This window comes from Rhizorhapis suberifaciens, assembly GCF_014200045.1.
In the GTDB taxonomy this organism is placed as follows: Bacteria; Pseudomonadota; Alphaproteobacteria; order Sphingomonadales; family Sphingomonadaceae; genus Rhizorhapis; species Rhizorhapis suberifaciens.
Window position 1 is genome coordinate 209,569 of the sequence record NZ_JACHOV010000005.1, and the last position, 17,031, is coordinate 226,599.

15 protein-coding genes are annotated in these 17,031 nt (G+C 59.5%); 8 read left to right on the top strand and 7 right to left on the bottom strand.

The genetic code is table 11. The features are described from left to right. Positions 1 to 149: 149 nt before the first annotated feature. The 3 genes from HNQ99_RS08280 to tsaD form a co-directional block, all read right to left on the bottom strand. Positions 150 to 1,652: a lipopolysaccharide biosynthesis protein gene (locus tag HNQ99_RS08280; RefSeq protein ID WP_184475164.1), complete on the bottom strand. Its 1,503-nt coding sequence runs from the start codon at positions 1,650 to 1,652 to the stop codon at positions 150 to 152. 78 nt (positions 1,653 to 1,730) lie between these two features. Then, positions 1,731 to 2,714 carry an NAD(P)H-dependent glycerol-3-phosphate dehydrogenase gene (locus HNQ99_RS08285; RefSeq protein ID WP_184475165.1) on the bottom strand — a complete coding sequence of 328 codons (984 nt, stop codon included), beginning with the start codon at positions 2,712 to 2,714 and terminating at the stop codon, positions 1,731 to 1,733. Beyond that, positions 2,711 to 3,763, bottom strand: a complete 1,053-nt coding sequence (gene tsaD, locus HNQ99_RS08290; protein ID WP_184475166.1) for a tRNA (adenosine(37)-N6)-threonylcarbamoyltransferase complex transferase subunit TsaD — start codon at positions 3,761 to 3,763, stop codon at positions 2,711 to 2,713. Before tsaD ends, HNQ99_RS08285 begins: the two co-directional genes overlap by 4 nt. Positions 3,764 to 3,807: 44 nt before the next feature. Here tsaD and hemC point away from each other — a divergent pair, with 44 nt between their 5' ends. From hemC to HNQ99_RS08305, 3 genes are read left to right on the top strand one after another with little or no spacing between them, the layout of a single operon-like run. Beyond that, positions 3,808 to 4,749, top strand: a complete 942-nt coding sequence (gene hemC, locus HNQ99_RS08295) for a hydroxymethylbilane synthase (protein ID WP_184475167.1) — start codon at positions 3,808 to 3,810, stop codon at positions 4,747 to 4,749. After that, positions 4,746 to 5,420, top strand: a complete 675-nt coding sequence (locus HNQ99_RS08300) for a uroporphyrinogen-III synthase (protein ID WP_184475168.1) — start codon at positions 4,746 to 4,748, stop codon at positions 5,418 to 5,420. Before hemC ends, HNQ99_RS08300 begins: the two co-directional genes overlap by 4 nt. 16 nt (positions 5,421 to 5,436) lie before the next feature. Next, complete coding sequence (locus HNQ99_RS08305) at positions 5,437 to 6,327, top strand: hypothetical protein (protein WP_184475169.1); 891 nt, start codon at positions 5,437 to 5,439, stop codon at positions 6,325 to 6,327. 15 nt (positions 6,328 to 6,342) lie between these two features. Here the strand turns inward: HNQ99_RS08305 and HNQ99_RS08310 are convergent, their stop codons facing one another. After that, positions 6,343 to 6,921, bottom strand: coding sequence for a hemerythrin domain-containing protein (locus tag HNQ99_RS08310; RefSeq protein WP_184475170.1), 579 nt, complete (start codon positions 6,919 to 6,921; stop codon positions 6,343 to 6,345). A gap of 169 nt (positions 6,922 to 7,090) precedes the next feature. Next, complete coding sequence (locus HNQ99_RS08315; RefSeq protein WP_184475171.1) at positions 7,091 to 8,188, bottom strand: acyltransferase family protein; 1,098 nt, start codon at positions 8,186 to 8,188, stop codon at positions 7,091 to 7,093. Between HNQ99_RS08315 and HNQ99_RS08320 the strand changes: the two genes are divergently transcribed. From HNQ99_RS08320 to HNQ99_RS08335, 4 genes are all read left to right on the top strand, one after another. After that, positions 8,172 to 9,677, top strand: coding sequence for an HlyD family type I secretion periplasmic adaptor subunit (locus HNQ99_RS08320; protein WP_184475172.1), 1,506 nt, complete (start codon positions 8,172 to 8,174; stop codon positions 9,675 to 9,677). The two genes, HNQ99_RS08315 and HNQ99_RS08320, sit on opposite strands and share 17 nt — an antisense overlap. Before the next feature lie 133 nt (positions 9,678 to 9,810). Then, on the top strand, positions 9,811 to 10,437 hold the full coding sequence (locus HNQ99_RS16955; protein WP_184475173.1) for a CatB-related O-acetyltransferase: 627 nt from the start codon (positions 9,811 to 9,813) through the stop codon (positions 10,435 to 10,437). Then, positions 10,434 to 11,315: a glycosyltransferase gene (locus HNQ99_RS08330; RefSeq protein ID WP_322790342.1), complete on the top strand. Its 882-nt coding sequence runs from the start codon at positions 10,434 to 10,436 to the stop codon at positions 11,313 to 11,315. The genes HNQ99_RS16955 and HNQ99_RS08330 overlap by 4 nt, the downstream gene beginning before the upstream one ends. After that, positions 11,315 to 12,232, top strand: coding sequence for a glycosyltransferase family 2 protein (locus tag HNQ99_RS08335; protein WP_184475174.1), 918 nt, complete (start codon positions 11,315 to 11,317; stop codon positions 12,230 to 12,232). Before HNQ99_RS08330 ends, HNQ99_RS08335 begins: the two co-directional genes overlap by 1 nt. Here HNQ99_RS08335 and HNQ99_RS08340 read toward each other — a convergent pair. Then, positions 12,162 to 13,784: an O-antigen ligase family protein gene (locus HNQ99_RS08340; protein ID WP_184475175.1), complete on the bottom strand. Its 1,623-nt coding sequence runs from the start codon at positions 13,782 to 13,784 to the stop codon at positions 12,162 to 12,164. The two genes, HNQ99_RS08335 and HNQ99_RS08340, sit on opposite strands and share 71 nt — an antisense overlap. 119 nt (positions 13,785 to 13,903) lie before the next feature. After that, positions 13,904 to 15,112 carry an LL-diaminopimelate aminotransferase gene (locus tag HNQ99_RS08345; protein WP_184475176.1) on the bottom strand — a complete coding sequence of 403 codons (1,209 nt, stop codon included), beginning with the start codon at positions 15,110 to 15,112 and terminating at the stop codon, positions 13,904 to 13,906. A gap of 139 nt (positions 15,113 to 15,251) precedes the next feature. Here HNQ99_RS08345 and HNQ99_RS08350 point away from each other — a divergent pair, with 139 nt between their 5' ends. Continuing rightward, on the top strand, positions 15,252 to 17,030 hold the full coding sequence (locus tag HNQ99_RS08350) for a PHA/PHB synthase family protein (protein ID WP_184475177.1): 1,779 nt from the start codon (positions 15,252 to 15,254) through the stop codon (positions 17,028 to 17,030). The last annotated feature ends 1 nt before the right edge of the window (position 17,031 follow it).

Genomic DNA, 17,031 nt, shown 5'->3' on the forward strand with positions numbered 1-17,031 from the left:
AATGACATTTTTATTACAGCAGATGACTGCAGCTGTCTTGCATGAAATCGCCGAGCAACAGCGTAGGCGCGACAAACAAGATGGGGATTGGCTGCAGTTCGTCTTCCCGGAACGGAAGTCATTATGCTTGGAAGATAGTTTGAGCGAGCCTATCGCGCCTTACGAAACAGTTCCCGGTCCTCTTGCCCAAAGCCCTTGGACCAGATCATCCAGCAATAGACGCCAAGGATCAACGGCACCCCCAGCGACAGTTCCGCCCATTCGGGGATTTGCGTAACCAACATGCCAGCGAGCACCGCTAAAGCCGACGCCCAGACCAGCGCCCAGCGCCAGGCATTGACCGGAGCACCCAACAAGCGGGAAAGAAAGCGCGCCTTCACGAAGGCAGCCAATCCCAAGGCCACGCAGAGCGCCAGCGCAGGCCCAGCCGCGACATAGAGTTCCGGCAGGCCCAATTCCCGCGCGCCCAGGATGAAGGCAAAACTGAGGCCGGCCTGCACCGCGATCATCGCAAGCGAGATCATCAGGTTCCTGTGGCGGGCCATATAGACCAGCGCCGCTTCGCTGACCACGGCGGTGGCGGCAATGACCTCCGCCGCCAGAAGGAAGGCGAGCGCTCCCGTGCCGCCGACGAAATTGGGGCCCACCAACCCCATGACCGCCTCGCCCGGAATGCCGAGCGCGAGGGCGATGCCCATTTGCGCCGCGATGATCCAAAAGCCCACCTGACTCACCTGCCGGGCGATAGCGGTATAGTTTTTCTCCGCGAGGTTACGGGTGATGACCGGGCCAAGTATGGGATCGAAGCTGGTCTTCAGTTTCTGCGGCAGGGACGCCACCTGCTGAGCGACATAGTAGATGCCGACCACATAAGGAGCCGCGAACAGTCCCAATATCGCAAGATCCAACCGGCGCGAGCCCCATTCGACCGCGTCAGCAACCGCGAGAGGCGTGTTCTGACGCGCCATCCGCCACAACCGCATTGGCTCAGGTCGCCATCCCTTGGGCAAACCATAGGTCCGGACGAGAGGAATGAGCGAGGCGATCAGCGCCGCCACCAAGGACAGCACATAGGAAAGAATCAGGCCATCCCGCAGCGAATAGAAGGAAAAGGCGATCGCGCCGATGCTGATCGTCCAGGGCTCGATGATCGAACGCGCCCGCACTGTGGCTGCGATGTCATAGCGATAGGCGCATGCGGTGAGCGCAATGTCCGAGCCGGCAACTGCTATGATGATGAGCGGCAGCAACTGGTCCAGATCATTGACGCTGCTGTTCGGAAACAATGCCTGAGGGAAAATCGATAGAATGACCGCCGCAAAGATGGAGGCGATCAAACTTACCAGCATTGCATCGTAAACGACATGGGCATGGTCGCGATCCGTACGGGTAAGTTCCCCCGCCAATCCCCGCTTCAACCCCAGCGTAGCAAGCTGGGCGGCGAATTCCACCACCAGTACAGCATAAGCGAAACGACCTAGAGTACCGGCGCCATAGACGCGACCTGCAATGAACAGGAATGGCAGGCGCGCGGCCAAGCGCATCAAAAAGCCTATGAAATTGATGCGCCCTCCCTTGGCAAGCGCAGCAATATCCTCCTTTTCAGGGGACCCTGCGCCGGCCGGGCCGTCGGGAGAAACTGCACCCGTCAAAAGCCTGCCCCTATTCTTTTAGAATCGACGCTTATCGCGAAGCACCGTCCGGATGTAAATCAGCATTAGCGCACAGGCTCAATTGCCATTTTCCTGTCGCAATGGCCGGGCGAGGAGCGCATCGATGACTTTCGCTACCGAAAGTTTGCCTGAAAGCAAGGAGCAGACGGCCTCGGTGATCGGCATGTCCACGCCTGCGGCCGTGGCGGCGGCATGCAGTACAGGCGCGGTAAAGGCGCCTTCCGCAACGGTGCGGCGGTCGGCCAGAAGCTCTGACGCGGGTTTACCCTCGCCCAGCCCTTTGCCAAGCGAAAAATTGCGCGAACTGACCGAGGAGCAGGTGAGGACCAGGTCGCCCAGTCCCGAAAGTCCCGCCAATGTCTCCGCTCTCGCTCCTCGCGCAAGTCCGAAACGTGTCATTTCAGCAAAGCCCCGGCTAATAAGCGCGGCGCGGGCATTTTGTCCCAGTCCTGCTCCTTCAACCACCCCACAACCTATGGCGAGAACGTTCTTGACCGCGCCGCCGATCTCAGCGCCGATCACATCTTCTGACAGATAGGGCCGGAAGGCTGGCCGCGCCAGGCGGGCAGCAATTGTTTCGCCCAGGCTACGATCAGCGCAGGCAAGCGTTACGGCCGTGGGAAGCCCCTTCGCCACTTCATGCGCGAATGTGGGTCCTGACAATATCGCGATAGGCGATCCGGGATGAACATCGCTTGCCACTTCCGACATCAGCCTTTGCGATCCCGCCTCGATGCCCTTGGAACATAGCACCAACGGCGTTCCCGTGGCCGGGATCTTGCCCAATGTCGCGCCCAGATACTGGGCTGGCGTCACTACAAGAAGTGCGTCGCAAGAGGACAAATCGGCCAGCTCGCCCGTCGCGCGAATGGCGGGGCTCAAATCAATATCCTGCAGATAGAGCGTGTTACGGTGGGTATCGTTAATGGTTTGGACGACGTCCGGCTCCAACGCCCAGAGAAGGACCGCCTCGCCACTTGCAGCGGTTACCTGCGCCAAAGCAGTGCCCCATGCGCCCCCGCCAATCACACCGATCTTCATGCCTTCACCCCCGCACCCCTTGCCTTTTCAGCATTGGGATCAAGCGGCCAGCGTGGCCGCGCAACAACATCCAGCCCGTCCGTCATGCCCGCGGCGAAACGTTCCGCCCCGGCCCAGCCTATCATGGCGGCATTATCGGTACATAACCAGAGCGGCGGTGCCACGAAAGGCAGGCCATGTTCGGCAGCAAGTCCCTCCAGCGCAGCTCGAACCGACTGATTCGCGGCGACGCCCCCCGCAACCACAAGCGCGGTCAACGAGCTTGGCTTCCCGCGATCGCCGGCATCGAAAATGGCGCGGCGAGTCCTATCCACCAGGCAATCGATAACGGCCTGCTGAAAGCTTGCCGCAATGTCCTCGGCCCGCCAATCGCCCGATTGGCTGGCGCGCATCACCGCGCTTTTCAGCCCGGCAAATGAGAAATGCGGTTCGCTGGTTCCCAGAAGGGGACGAGGCAGCGGAACGGCGGCGGCATCGCCCAAAGCGGCGGCACGCTCGACCGCCGGGCCACCAGGAAAGCCTAGTCCCAACAGCTTGGCGGTCTTGTCGAAGGCCTCGCCCGCGGCATCATCGATCGTGGTGGCAAGACGGTGATAATTCCCGACGCCTTCCACGCACAAAAGCTGGCAGTGCCCGCCCGACACCAGCAGGAGCAGGTAAGGAAATTGGAGGGTTGGATCAGCCAGACGCGGCGAAAGCGCATGGCCCTCCAGATGATTGACCGCCACGAGCGGCTTACCGGCAGCCAGGCTGAGCGCCTTGCCCGTCACCAGGCCGACCATGACTCCACCGATCAGGCCGGGCCCCGCAGTCGCGGCAATCGCATCGACATCCTTCAGACTGAGCTTCGCCTCTTCAAATACCGCTTCTACCAAGGGCATTAGAGCCTCGACATGGGCTCGGGCGGCAATTTCCGGCACCACGCCGCCATAAGGACGATGTTCCGCCTCTTGCGTTGCCAGCCGATGCGCCAATATCCGCCGATCGCTCGTCACAAGCGCCGCGGCGGTTTCGTCGCAACTGGATTCAAGGCCAAGGATGATGGTCATTGCCCTTCCCTCTACTGCTCCCAAGGATTAGAGCAAGCAACGATATGACGCATGAAGACAATCCGCCCTTCACCCGCCCGCTCCGCCTGGGCACGCGAGGCTCTCCCTTGGCCCTGGTGCAGGCGAACATGGTCGCTGCCACGCTGCGCGCCGCGCACGGTTGGAACGAAGAAGCGATCGACATAGTGACCGTGCGGACCGACGGCGACCGCATCCAGGATCGACCATTGGCGGAAATCGGTGGAAAAGCCATTTGGACCAAAGAGTTGGATCGCGCCCTTGTCGAAGGTGTCATCGATTTTTCCGTTCATAGCATGAAGGACGTCGAAACCATACGGCCCGAAGAGATCGTGGTCGCCGCGATGCTTCCCCGTGCCGATGTCCATGACCGGCTAATCGGCGCGCCCAGCATCGAAGCGCTGTCACCCGGAGCAAAGGTCGGCACCAGTTCTCCCCGCCGTGCCGCGCAACTCCTGCGGCTCCGCCCGGATCTTTCAATCGTCCTTTTCAGGGGCAATGTGGCAACACGCATTGCGCGGCTGGAAAAAGGTGAGGCCGACGCAACCCTGCTCGCCGCCGCAGGTTTGATCAGGCTAGGCGAGGAGGCGGTCGGCAACGACATTCCACTCGACATCATGTTACCCGCCCCTTCGCAAGGTGCCGTCGGGGTCGAATGCCTCGCGAACAATAGCAATATCCGGACATTGCTTTCCGCCATTCACGATGCCGATACAGGCGATTGCGTGCGGGCGGAGCGCGCGGTGCTGCTTGGCCTGGACGCCGGTTGTCACTCTCCTGTCGCCGCATGGGCCAGGATTGATGGAGGCGAGATCCTGCTTTCCGCTGAAATCCTGACGAACGATGGTCGAGAGCATGTCGCCGATGAATGCCGACTGGCACGAGGTGACGAAGCACGGGCAGTGGCCCTGGGCCGCAGTCTTCTGAAAAGAGCAAGCCCGATGCTCCGCGCGCTTTTCAACCCATGACCTTTCCGCTGCTGATCCTGCGCGCGGAGCCAGGCGCCTCGGCAACGGCAAGCCGCGCTGCAAAACTCGGTTTGTCGGCGATCCGCTATCCGCTCTTCGACGTCCGCCCCTGCGTTTGGGAACCGCCGGATCCGGCAAATTTCGACGCCATGTTGCTGACGAGCGCCAACGCCGTCCGGTACGGAGGTCGCGACCTTGGTCTTTACAAGCACTTGCCGGTATATGCCGTCGGCGAAGCGACGGCCTTGGCCGCCCGGCAAGAAGGCTTCCAGATCGCCAGGGTCGGTCATTCAGGGGTGCAGGCGATATCCGATTTCATGGGTCAGCGAGCACATGCCCGCGTATTTCATCCCGCCGGCCGCGACCGCAAGGATTTCAATCCCGGCTCCGTCATGATGGTGCCTCGCTGTGTCTATGAAGCGGTGGAAGCGGGAACCGCAGAGGGTTTGGCGGCCGTACTGCCTATCGAAGCAGTGGCCCTGCTGCATTCGCCACGCGGGGCCGTTCGCTTGGCGCGATTGGTGCCGATGATCGAGCGGCGGCGGCTTCATCTGGCCGCAATCAGTCCTGCCGTGCTTGATGCGGCCGGAGTGGGATGGGCATCAGGAGACTGGTCGACCCAGCCGCGGGACGAAGCATTACTGGCCCTTGCCGCCTCTTTGTGCAAATAAGAGCGCGGCGGGTTCTGTGAGGGAAATCGAACGAGAAATGGGCGGCGACTATCACACGGGCGCAAGTGCCAAGCCGGCAAGCTATTCCTTTCGAGTCATGGCAGTGTTGTTGCTTTTGGCCTTCCTCGGGGGACTGACCGCCATGGCCTTTGTGATGAGCCGATGGGACCGCTGGACTGGTCAGGACGAGTCGGTCCCTCAGGATCGGCCCGCTCGCGACGAATTGGCAAGCGCGACATCGGACAGAAACAATCGGCCTTCCATGATCGAGGGCAGCCACGGCCAAGAGTTGAAAGCCAGAGTGTCGGAGCTGGAAGATCGCATTGCCCGCATCAATATCCAGGCCGAGGCGGCTTCCGGCAATGCGGCCCGGGCGGAAGGATTGTTGATCGCTTTCGCAGCACGTCGCGCACTCGATACCGGCGCGGCGCTCGGTTATATAGAAGGTCAGCTTCGGCTGCGCTTTGGCGAGGCGCAACCGCGTGCCGTCGCCACGATCATCAATGCCGCTAGAGAGCCCGTGACTCTGCAAGACCTTCAGGGACAACTCGAAGAAATCGCACCCGAACTGATCGGTCACGGCAAAAGCGAAAATTGGTGGGCCGACATGAAGCGGGAAGTAGGCGAGCTTGTCATATTCCGCCACGCGGCGACGCCTTCACCTCTGCCCGCGCGTCGTTTGGCCCGCGCTCGGCATTTGCTCGAGGCGGCACGTGTCGATGCGGCGTTGGCCGAAGTCACCCGCATGCCTGGCCGTGCCGCCGGAGCCAAATGGATGGATCAGGCGCGCCGCTATATCGAGGCCCGCCGCGCCCTCGACCTCATCGAAACGGCCGCTGTGCTGGAACCTCGACACCTTCTCACCGCCGATAGATCTCCCGTCGCGGCGGCTCCCGTCGACCGCTGATTCAATTCTCGCAAATCAAGCCAGTTTCAGGCCCTCACGATTCATTTTTGCCGCGAGATCCTTGTTCGATCTTTCGCTGAGCATGCCTTGCAGCCGGGGGAAAAGCTGCTCTTCCTCCTCCGCCATGTGCTTTTGGATATCCGTTCGGAAATTGGTCAACTTGGCTTGGAACTCAGAATTGTTTTCAACCATATCCGCTAAGTCATAGAGATATTGCTTCACATATCCGTGCTCGCTGTTCAGGCTGTCCGCTTCTGAGTTCATTCCGGCATCGCGCATCGCGGGATAGATTACATTTTCCTCCTGGAAGGCATGCCGGGACAGCATGTGCTTCAGCTTGTAGAGCAGCATAGCCCGCTTTTTAGGTTCATCGTCGTTCGTCAGCGCCAATTTGTCGAACACGGCCAGTGCGGCCTTGTGCTCCATCTTGAGCGCTTCATCCCAGTTGCCCGCAAGGGCGGTCGGGGCCTGCACCGCCAATTTTCGTCCGACGGTAGCAAGCAAGGCCAGGCCGATACCGATTCCAGCTCCCGCAAGAGCGCTACGGCTATTGCCGCTATGAGATGAGTGGGAATATCGTGCGTGGGTGGCCATTTCGGATCTCCTGTTAATGTCGGAGAAACAACCGGCAAGCGGACGGGGCGTTCCGATAAGGTTTGGACTTTGATGTAATTCCACTTCAGCCTTCGGTTTATCCCGAGCGCCTGCCTTGCACGCGGTCGAGGGGATCGGGACGAAGGGTGTCCTTTAAACAGGACAATCTTCAGGCAGCCAACCCCGCAGGCACTCTTTTGGCGGCTCGCTTTCGACGATAGCGGCGGAACCAGTCCAGGGCGGGACGTTCGGCCGCATGCCAGGACAGAATCGCCAACGGGACGGTCAGCAACGCCGTTGCTCCCGCCAGCCAAAGATGAGAGGCCCAGTCTCGCCAGCTGCCAAGAGCCATCATGACGGGGAAGGCATAGATATACATGCCATAGCTATAATCATGCCAGCGCCCGGCAATTGCTCCCTTTTGGGCCGTGAGAAAACCGAAGCAAAGCAGCGCATAGCCGATAAAGACCGCACGCACATGCAAGCCCATTTCTCCCTGATGCGCGACGATGTTGAGGATGAACAGGATGCCGAGCGCCAACCAGGACAGCCTAATCCTTGCGCGGAAGATATAAGCGGCTGCGCCAAAAGCGAAGAGCGGCCAGAGCCGATCGACCATGTCGGGATAATATAAAGCGTCGGTGCCGATGATGCCGCCTGCGGCCTGCCGCACTACATCCAGATCCCAACCGAGGGCCACGAGCAACGTCGCGGGCAGGACAAGGCGCACCATCATCTTTTCCCGCGCCAGTCCCAGAAAGGCCAATAGTCCCAGCAGCAGATAACACCGCGCCTCCCAAGGCAATGTCCAAAGGCTGCCATTGATCGTGCAGGGTTCTCCACCGCAATTGACGCCGGTCAGATAATAAGCGGGTGCAATGAAGCTGAGGTTGTTGGCTATGAACCTGAAGGTCTGTCCGCTTAAATAATTGGACGGATCGGTGGTTACCACATAGCCGCCAACGACGGTCAAGCCGACCGACAAGGCCAAGGCAGGCCATAGGCGAACCAGTCTTGCAAGAAGGAAGTCTATCACCCCACCGCTGCGGCGCAGACTGCCATAAACCAGAAATCCGCTCAGGAAGAAAAATCCGTCAACGGCGTAAACCGAGACGGGTTCGCCAAGCAGGAAGCTGAGATCGTCCTCACCCATCCGGCCGCTGATCAGCCAATAGCAGTGAGTATAGATCACCGCCGATGCCAGCACCAAGCGGACAAGAGTCAGATTATTCGCTTCGGGACGCAGCAGCTTGTCGTCGAACTTCATATTCCTGGCCTATAGCATTCGCCCCGCCCGCCATTGCATCGGTTCGACCGAAATGGAACAAACTTCACTGCTCGCGCGCGCATTACGCCCCTATCATGGCGCAAGGGCGAAGCGCCAGAGCATCGCCCTGCCATCCACCCCACATGGGGTCCGGCACAGGGGACGGCCACTCATGTTCGCCAAACGCGCAGAAGGCCTCCCAAGTGCCAAAGCCATGGGAAGCGCCGACGCTGAAGAGACGCTGCGGCGATATCAGCATGTCGCCCTGGCGGTGCTTGCGGCATTGGTCGTCATGTTGCTGCTGTCAGCAAGCCTGGTGCGCGTCAGCGGGGCAGTGGTTGCCAGCGGGGAGGTCGCGGTCGCTTCAAAAGTGAAAATCATGACGCATCCAACCGGCGGGGTAATCGCGGCAATATTGGTAAAGGAGGGGCAGCAGGTGCGCGCGGGCGATGCCCTCGTCCAGTTCGAAAGCCATGTGGCTGCGGTAGACGCGAGCGCAAACGAAATCAGCCTCGATCAGCTTGTCGCCCAGCGCGCCCGGCTCATTGCGGAACGTGATGGATTATCCGCGATCACCTTTCCACCCGGCCTTGCCCCTTCCACTGTGAGAGCCAGCGAACAGAGCCTGTTCGCTCTACGGCGTAACGCACTGAAGGTGGAACAAGCGCAATTGAGCGAACGGCAGCGCCAGATGGAGCAACAGATTGTCAGCTATCAGGCGCAAATTACCGCCTACCGCCATCAGCAGGCACTGATTGAACCCGAACGCGCGGGCGTGCGCAGCCTGTGGGAGCGCAAATTAGTGACGATCAACCGCCTCAACGAACTGGAACGGACGGCCGTCAGTCTGAACGGCAGCATCGCCGCGCTGGAGGCGGACATTGCCCAAGCCCGCGCTCGCATGGCCGAAATCCGCCAGCAGTCCGTCCAGCTCGTCCAGCAACGCCGTTCCGATGCCGCCGCCCTTCTGGCGGAAACCGAACAACGGATTGGCGAGCAACGACGACGCGCCGCCAGTGCTTCCGAAAACTTTGACCGGACTACAGTGCGCGCCTCGACCAGCGGTATTGTCGACCAGCTTGCCTACACCACCATCGGCAGCTTCATCCCGGCAGCCCAGCCCATATTGCGGATCGTGCCCGATGGTGCGCTGGCCGTAGAGGTCAGAATTGCGCCAGCGCATCGGGAACAGCTCCGCACCGGTCAAAAGGCGCGGATAATCTTTCCGGCCCTGAACCGGCAGACGACGCCGGACCTTCACGGAAGGCTGGATTTTATATCCGCCGAAGCAACGGACGATCCCCGTACCGGCCAGCGCTTCTATTCGGCGCGCGTGGCAATTCCCAAAAAAGAAATGGGTCAATTGGACGTCCAACTGGTTCAAGGAATGCCGGCGGAAATCTATATCGAAACCGCTTCCCGATCTCTCCTCTCCTTCTTGACAAAGCCGCTGGCGGACCAATTTTACCGCGCATTCCGGGAAAGTTGACGTCCATAGAAATATTTTGCTCGGAATGGGACGGGCCAAATTCGAACTGCAAGGTACAACAAAGTTGACATCCCGCCCACAATCCGCACGACTCCGCATCCGTAACAGCCAAGCCCAATAGGGACCCTTTTCCATGTCCGGCCTTTTCGCCTCGCTGATCGAAAAAGCGAAGATCCGCCTCTGGCGGCGTGATCAATTCACAAGCGCTCCCTTGCGGGCCTGGTTCATGAAACATCATCGGGTGGAGGTTGGCCTATATTCCTATGGCTGCTTTGACCAATGGCGGATGCCCGGGCCGATCAAGGTCGGCCGCTATTGCTCGATCGCGAATAGCGTTCGGTCGGCCCCTATCAACCACCCGGCCGCGGCGCTGACCACCCACCCCGCCCTGTACGAGAAAAAATTCGGCGTGGTGGACAAAGATCTCTTCTATGACGAGCCGCTGGTGATCGAAGACGATGTATGGATCGGGCACAACGCCATGATCCTTCCCGGCTGCAAGTTTATCGGGCGCGGGGCGATCATCGGAGCGGGGGCCATCGTCACGCGCAATGTCGAACGCTACGCGATGGTTGCGGGCAACCCGGCCCGAAAGCTGCGCGACCGCTTCGCGCCTGACCTGATCGAAGCCATTGAGGCAAGCTGTTGGTGGGAACTGGACCTTGCCGCTCTTCGTAAGCTGGCGCAGGAATGCCCCAACATGCTTTTCCATCCTGATGCAGCGACACTCCAGCAGTGGCGCGGGGAACGCGCCAGGTGATCGCGCCGCGTATCAGCGTCATTGTTCCGCATTATAATGACCCGCTACGGCTGAAACTCTGTCTCGCCGCGCTCGCGGAGCAAAGTCTGTCTCCCAAGGAATATGAGATCATTGTAGCCGACAATGATTCTCCCCAAGGGAAGAAGGCACTCGACCAGATCATCGCCCACCGCGCTACCCTTGTCATCGTAAAGACAAAGGGCGCTGGCCCTGCACGCAATGGCGGCGTCGCCAAGTCCCGCGGTGAAATTCTTGCCTTCACCGACTGCGATTGCCTGCCTGATCGCCTGTGGCTGGAAAAGGGCATGAAGGCGCTGGACCGCTTCGATATCGTGGGTGGCAGGGTGAAGGTCCGCATGGAACATGGCGGGCCGATGAATCCCGCCGAAGCGTTCGAAACCGTCTTTGGATTCGACAATGAGGATTATGTGAAGTCCAAGGGCTTTACCGTGACCGCCAATCTTTTCTGCCTTAGAGCGGATTTCGATCGAGTGGGTCCCTTCCAATCCGACATATCCGAGGACAAGGAATGGTGCCATCGTGCGACTGGGATGGGACTGAAGCTCGGCTATGCCCCCGACGCGCTGGTGCATCACCCCCCGAGGCGCAGTTGGCCGGAGTTGCGGACCAAGTTCGCCCGCATTGACCGCGAGACCTATGCCTGGTTCCTCGCCACCCGCAAACATGGCCGCGTTAAATGGCTGTTACGCAGTTTTGCGCTGCCGCTTTCCATAATTCCGCATGGCGTGAAGGTCATGACTACGCCCAGGCTGCGGCGGAGTGCTCAGCGTTTCGCGGCGCTTTCCATGCTGGCGCGCCAAAGACTCTGGCGCTTTGTAAACGCGTGGCGACTTTTCCTGCATGAGCAGCGATCCTGATGCACGTTGCGATAACCATCGTAGGATTTCGGAACCTGCCCGACATACAGGCATGCCTCGTTGCGCTCGCAGAGTCGACTTATCGCGATTTCGAGGTAGTCATATGCGAAAATGGCGGAGATGCGGCATTCACGCACCTAACCCAGGCTCTACGGCAGCGACTTCCGTCTGGACAGACCGTGCGGGTCGTGCAGGCGCCGGGCAATGTCGGCTATGCTGGCGGGGTGAATATCGGGATGCGCGAGACGGCGGATGCCGACGCGTGGTGGATTCTCAACCCAGATACCTTGCCTGATCCGGAGGCGTTAGCAGCCTTGGTGGCGCGTCTTGGCAAGGATGACTGCCAAGCGGTCGGGGGAACGCAGTATTTTCCCGATGGCACTGTCCAGTCCGATGGCGGGCGGTGGCGCTCTTGGCTCGCCCGGGCCGTGTCACTAGGTCATGGCCGCGGATTGGAAATGCCCATCTCTCCTGCGGCGGTCGAAGCATCCATGAACTACATCACCGGCGCATCCATGCTGGTAAGCCGCGCCTTTCGCGACGCGACTGGTGCGATGCGCGAAGATTATTTCCTCTATTGCGAGGAAATCGAATGGTGCCTTCGCGCTCGATCGCGCGGGTTGCGCCTGGGCTTTGCGCCCGAGGCGCGCGTCCTCCACAATCAAGGTGCGAGCACCGGGTCGGGTCAATCGATCCGGGACCGCCCGCGCCTGCCCATCTATCTGGATGAACGGAACAAGATGCTGGTCACGCGGGACTGCTTTCCGTTTCATCTGCCCGTGGCCGCGCCCGCCGCACTGATCCTGCTGGGCCTGCGTTTTTTAAGGCGAGGCGCGATGCGGCAGTTCAGCTATGGCCTTTCGGGATGGAAGGACGGGCTGCTTGGCCGGCGGGGCGTGCCGGACTGGATTGGTTGAACGCGCTTTCCTCGCCCGCACGGCATATCAAGGCCGTGGTCATTCCCAGCATCGCGAAGATCAGCGGATGATTGTCGGGCTGGGCAAAGATCGATTTAACGATGATCCAATCGGCAATCGCAATCATCAGGGGGATTAACAGAGTCAGTTCGCCGGTCAGATTGCGTCGGAAAATTGTTTGGCCGCCCTTCCATAAAGCGACGGCGAACATTCCAAAGAAAATCAGAAACCCTGCCGGGCCATATTCCAGCAGAAGCAGCAGGAAATAGCTATCGATGGTGCCCTGCCCGGCCTGGTTTACATAGCCAAGCGTTATTCCCCCCCGCCCAATGCCATAGCCTAGCGGATTAGCGATCAGCAGTTGCACGCCCCGATCCCATTGTTCGATCCGGGCCTGTGTGCTGTAGCTTGCCGCTCCACCTCCCCAAACCATGCGGGCAAGCCTTTGCACGAGAAAGGTTGAGACAAGGAAACCGGCGAACAGCATCGGGTAAGCAAGCACTATCGCCGGGCCCATCAGGCTGCGCCGATTGCTACGCCACAGGATGACGCCGTAGATAAGGAGGTAGAAGAAGCAGGAGAGGAAGAAGCCAACTACTCCCAAACGCGAGTCGGTAAGAATGATGATCCAAAGGAGCAGCGGCATGAACGTCCCCGCGGCTATTCGCGTGGCCAGTTGCCGCCCGCGGACCGCGATATGGAGAGCAAAGGGAGTGATGAGGGCCAGAAACTCGGCAAAGCCCAGGCTGGTGGTGTAACTCGCCTGCACGCGGTGAATACCGGTCGCCGCGCGGGCGCTACCGCTTAGCACCTTTTCGACCAAGGGGTCCTCGATCTTTAGGAAGCCGGGAATATGACCGGCCCAGGGGACAGCGCTGATGCGCCATTCCTGTATCCCGATCAGGCACAATGCGCCTGCCACGAGCAGCAGCAGAGCGATCATCATGTCCGAGCGTCCAGGATAAAGGAAGACATAAGCGCTGAGGAAGAATATCGCTGTCCAGTTGATCTGGGCGAGCATCAGCGCTTCGATCGACTCTCCCAGCCCCCCTCCGAAAATGAGCGCGGGCAGGAGCGAAACAGACTGCAGCAGGATAAAAAACAGCAGCAGCTTCGATAAGGGCGCGCTGGCGGAAATGCTCTGCGTTGTTTGCCGCCGGAACTCCGCCGATACCGACACGCAGATGAGCAAGAGCAGGATCATGGGCCCGCTGATGATCCTCAACACCGTGATCCAGGGCAGGCCGGGCAAGGCCAAGGCGAGATAATTGGGCCAGAGCGGCAGCGCGACCAGAAAGGCCAGGAGCAGCCAGGATAACGACCTTGTCGGCGCAGAGCGCATGTCCGGAAGCGCCCAGATGACGAGTCCGGCAAGCACCGCTACCGGAAGAAGCAGCGGCATCACTGCATTGGGGGCGAGCAGCGCAAAATAATAGCCGAGGAAAAGCCCCCCCAAAATCAGGGTGAGAACGAGGACGACCGGTCGCCCCCTCTCACGATGATATGGCAAGAGAGGGCGAGCGTTATAGCTATGTTGTGACTGCTGCCCCAATTTCGGCCCCCATCATGAACGATGAGGGTTGAGCCCAGTCCCAAAAGCTGGAGCCTGTCACCCGGCAATTTGTCCAAAGCCGGGTGAAGTTCAGGCAATCCGATCCGAAATGGAGAGCGTCACTCCGCCCTTGCTGAGGGGGTATTGACCCCCATGCTCTGCAAGTAGCGCCGCACATTGCGCGCCGCCTGGCGAATGCGCTGCTCATTTTCGACCATCGCAATCCGGACGAAACCTTCGCCGTCCTCGCCATAGCCTACGCCGGGAGCAACAGCGACGCCCGCATGCGTGAGAAGCTGTTTCGAGAACTCCAGGCTGCCCAGATGCGCGAGCGCCGGAGGAAGCGGAGCCCAGCAGAACATCGACGCACGGGAGGGCGGAATTTCCCATCCTGCGCGACCGAAGCTTTCGACCAGCACGTCGCGACGCTTCTTGTAGAGCTGCCGGTTCTTTTCAACGATGTCCTGGGGACCATTGATGGCCGCCACCGCCGCTGCCTGAATGGGGGTGAACGCGCCATAATCAAGATAGCTTTTCACGCGTGTAAGCGCCGCGATCAGCGTCTTGTTACCAACGGCAAAGCCCATGCGCCAACCGGCCATGCTGAATGTTTTCGACATGGAGGTGAATTCCACGGCCACATCCTTGGCTCCCGGCACCTGCAGGATCGAGGGGGTCGGGCAGTCGTCGTAATAAAGCTCGCTATAAGCGAGGTCGGATAGCACCCAGACCTGGTTCTCCTTCGCCCATGCGACCAGCCTTTCGTAAAAGGCGAGGTCCACGACTTCAGCGGTCGGATTGGATGGATAGCCAACGACCAGGATTGACGGCCGCGGCACGGTGAACGCCATTGCCCGATCCAACGAGCGCCAGTAATTTTCATCCGGCGTTGTAGGGACCGACCGAATGGTCGCGCCCGCAATAATGAAGCCGAAAGTATGGATCGGATAGCTGGGATTGGGCGCCAACACGACATCGCCAGGCGCGGTGATGGCCTGCGCCAGATTGGCAAGCCCCTCTTTCGACCCAAGCGTCACCACAATCTCCGTCTCAGGGTCCAGTTCGACACCGAAGCGGCGGGCATAATAGCCAGCCTGAGCGCGGCGCAGGCCTGGAATACCTTTCGAGGCGGAATAGCCATGGGCGTCGGGTTTCCGGGCGACTTCGCACAGTTTGTCGATCACATGATCAGGCGGAGGCAGGTCCGGATTGCCCATGCCGAGATCGATAATGTCCTCACCCGCCGCTCGCGCCGCCGCCCGCATCGCATTGACTTCGGCGATGACATAAGGGGGCAGACGTTTGATGCGGTAGAATTCTTCGGACATTATCGGAACATTCCTTTGCTTTCTCGTTCAGATCTTTTATTGCAGCGCAATATAAAAGCTTGTTCGCGCTGCAGCGGCATATATACTCCCTTCAAAGGACCATACCAGCGAAGAAGTTGGCAGGCAAAGGAGAGACCAGATGAGCGACGCCGATGCAAAGCAGCCATCGAATCAAGCCGGCTTGCTGGGGGACGCCGTCCCGACATTGGAACAGATGCAGCATTGGACCAGAGTGATCGGCCAGGCACAGCAACTTATCCTTGAACATAATGCGAGGCTGATGGCCAAGGCCGACGCCCAGACCGACAAGATAGCGTCCGGAGTTCGACCACCCATCGATGCTGAAGTCGCAGGCAAGGTACAGGCCGAATTCTGGTCCGACGCAACATCGCTCTGGCAACGCTTCCTGGACAGCGCCGGGAAAGCGCCTTCGGAAGCGCAGCTTATAAAGGATCGCCGCTTTTCCGCCCAGCAATGGCAGAAGGACCCGATTTTCGACCTGATTCGTCAGAGCTATCTGCTGACATCGGATTATATGATGCGGCTGGTTGAGACGGTCGAAGAAGTGCAGCCGAAACAGAAGGAACAACTGCGCTTCGTCACACGGAACTTCATCGATGCGATGAGCCCCAGCAACTTTGCCCTTACCAACCCGCTGGTGTTGGAAAAGACCATCGAAACCAATGGCGAAAACCTGTTGCGGGGCCTGAAGAACCTGCTCAACGATCTCGATAAGGGGCAATTGAGTCACACCGACGGAACGGCGTTCGAGGTCGGCCGCAACGTTGCTGCGACGCCCGGCAAAGTCATCAAGGAAACTCCGCTTTACCAGTTGATCCAATATGAGCCGGTCACGAAGGAAGTACTGACGACGCCGATCATCATCTTCCCGCCTTGGATCAACCGTTTCTACATCCTGGATCTTAGTCCGGAAAAAAGCTTCATCCGCTGGGCAGTAGCCCAGGGCCTGACGGTCTTTGTCGTGTCATGGAAGTCGGCCGATGCGAGCATGAAAGACGTCAGTTGGGACGATTATATCGTGAACGGCCAGATCGACGCGATCGACACGGTACGCGAGTTATTGAACGTCGAAAGTGTCCATACGATTGGCTATTGTGTCGCCGGAACCACGCTAGCGGCCACGCTAGCCCTACTTGCCGCGCGCAAGCAGGCAGCGAAGGTAAAAAGCGCCACATTCTTCACGGCCCAGGTGGACTTTTCCAAGGCGGGAGATCTTGGTCTTTTCATCGACGATGAACTATTGAAGCTGGTCCAAGCGCTGTCCTCAGAAGGCTATTTGGACGGCCGTTACATGGCCGCCACGTTCAATCTGTTGCGGGGTCGCGACCTCATCTGGAATTATGTCGTCAACAACTATCTCCTGGGGCAGGACTACCCGCCTTTCGATCTGCTCTATTGGAACGGCGACACGACGAATTTGCCCGCAAAATGGCATCTGGCTTATCTGGCCGACCTCTATCGCGATAACAAGCTGGTTCAACCCTGCGCCCTTTCAGTGGATGGTACGCCAATCGACCTGCGTAAGGTGAAAACGCCAAGCTATGTACAGGCAGGCCGGGAAGACCATATCGCGCCGCCCGAAAGTGTTTGGAAAATAACGGAACATTTTTCAGGGCCGCTGCGTTTCGTGCTTGCCGGATCGGGACATATTGCAGGGGTCGTCAATCCCCCGACCTCCGGAAAATATCAATATTGGACCTGCGAGAAGAAGATTTCTTCGCTCGCCGATTTTGTTGCATGTGCGAAAGAAACACCCGGAAGCTGGTGGCCGGACTGGATTGACTGGGTCGAATCGATGGGCAATGAAGCAGTGCCCGCAATTGACGCCCGCATCCCCGGAAAAGGCGCACTAGAGGCTATTGAAGAAGCCCCGGGGCGCTACGTGAAATCGCGGTAAG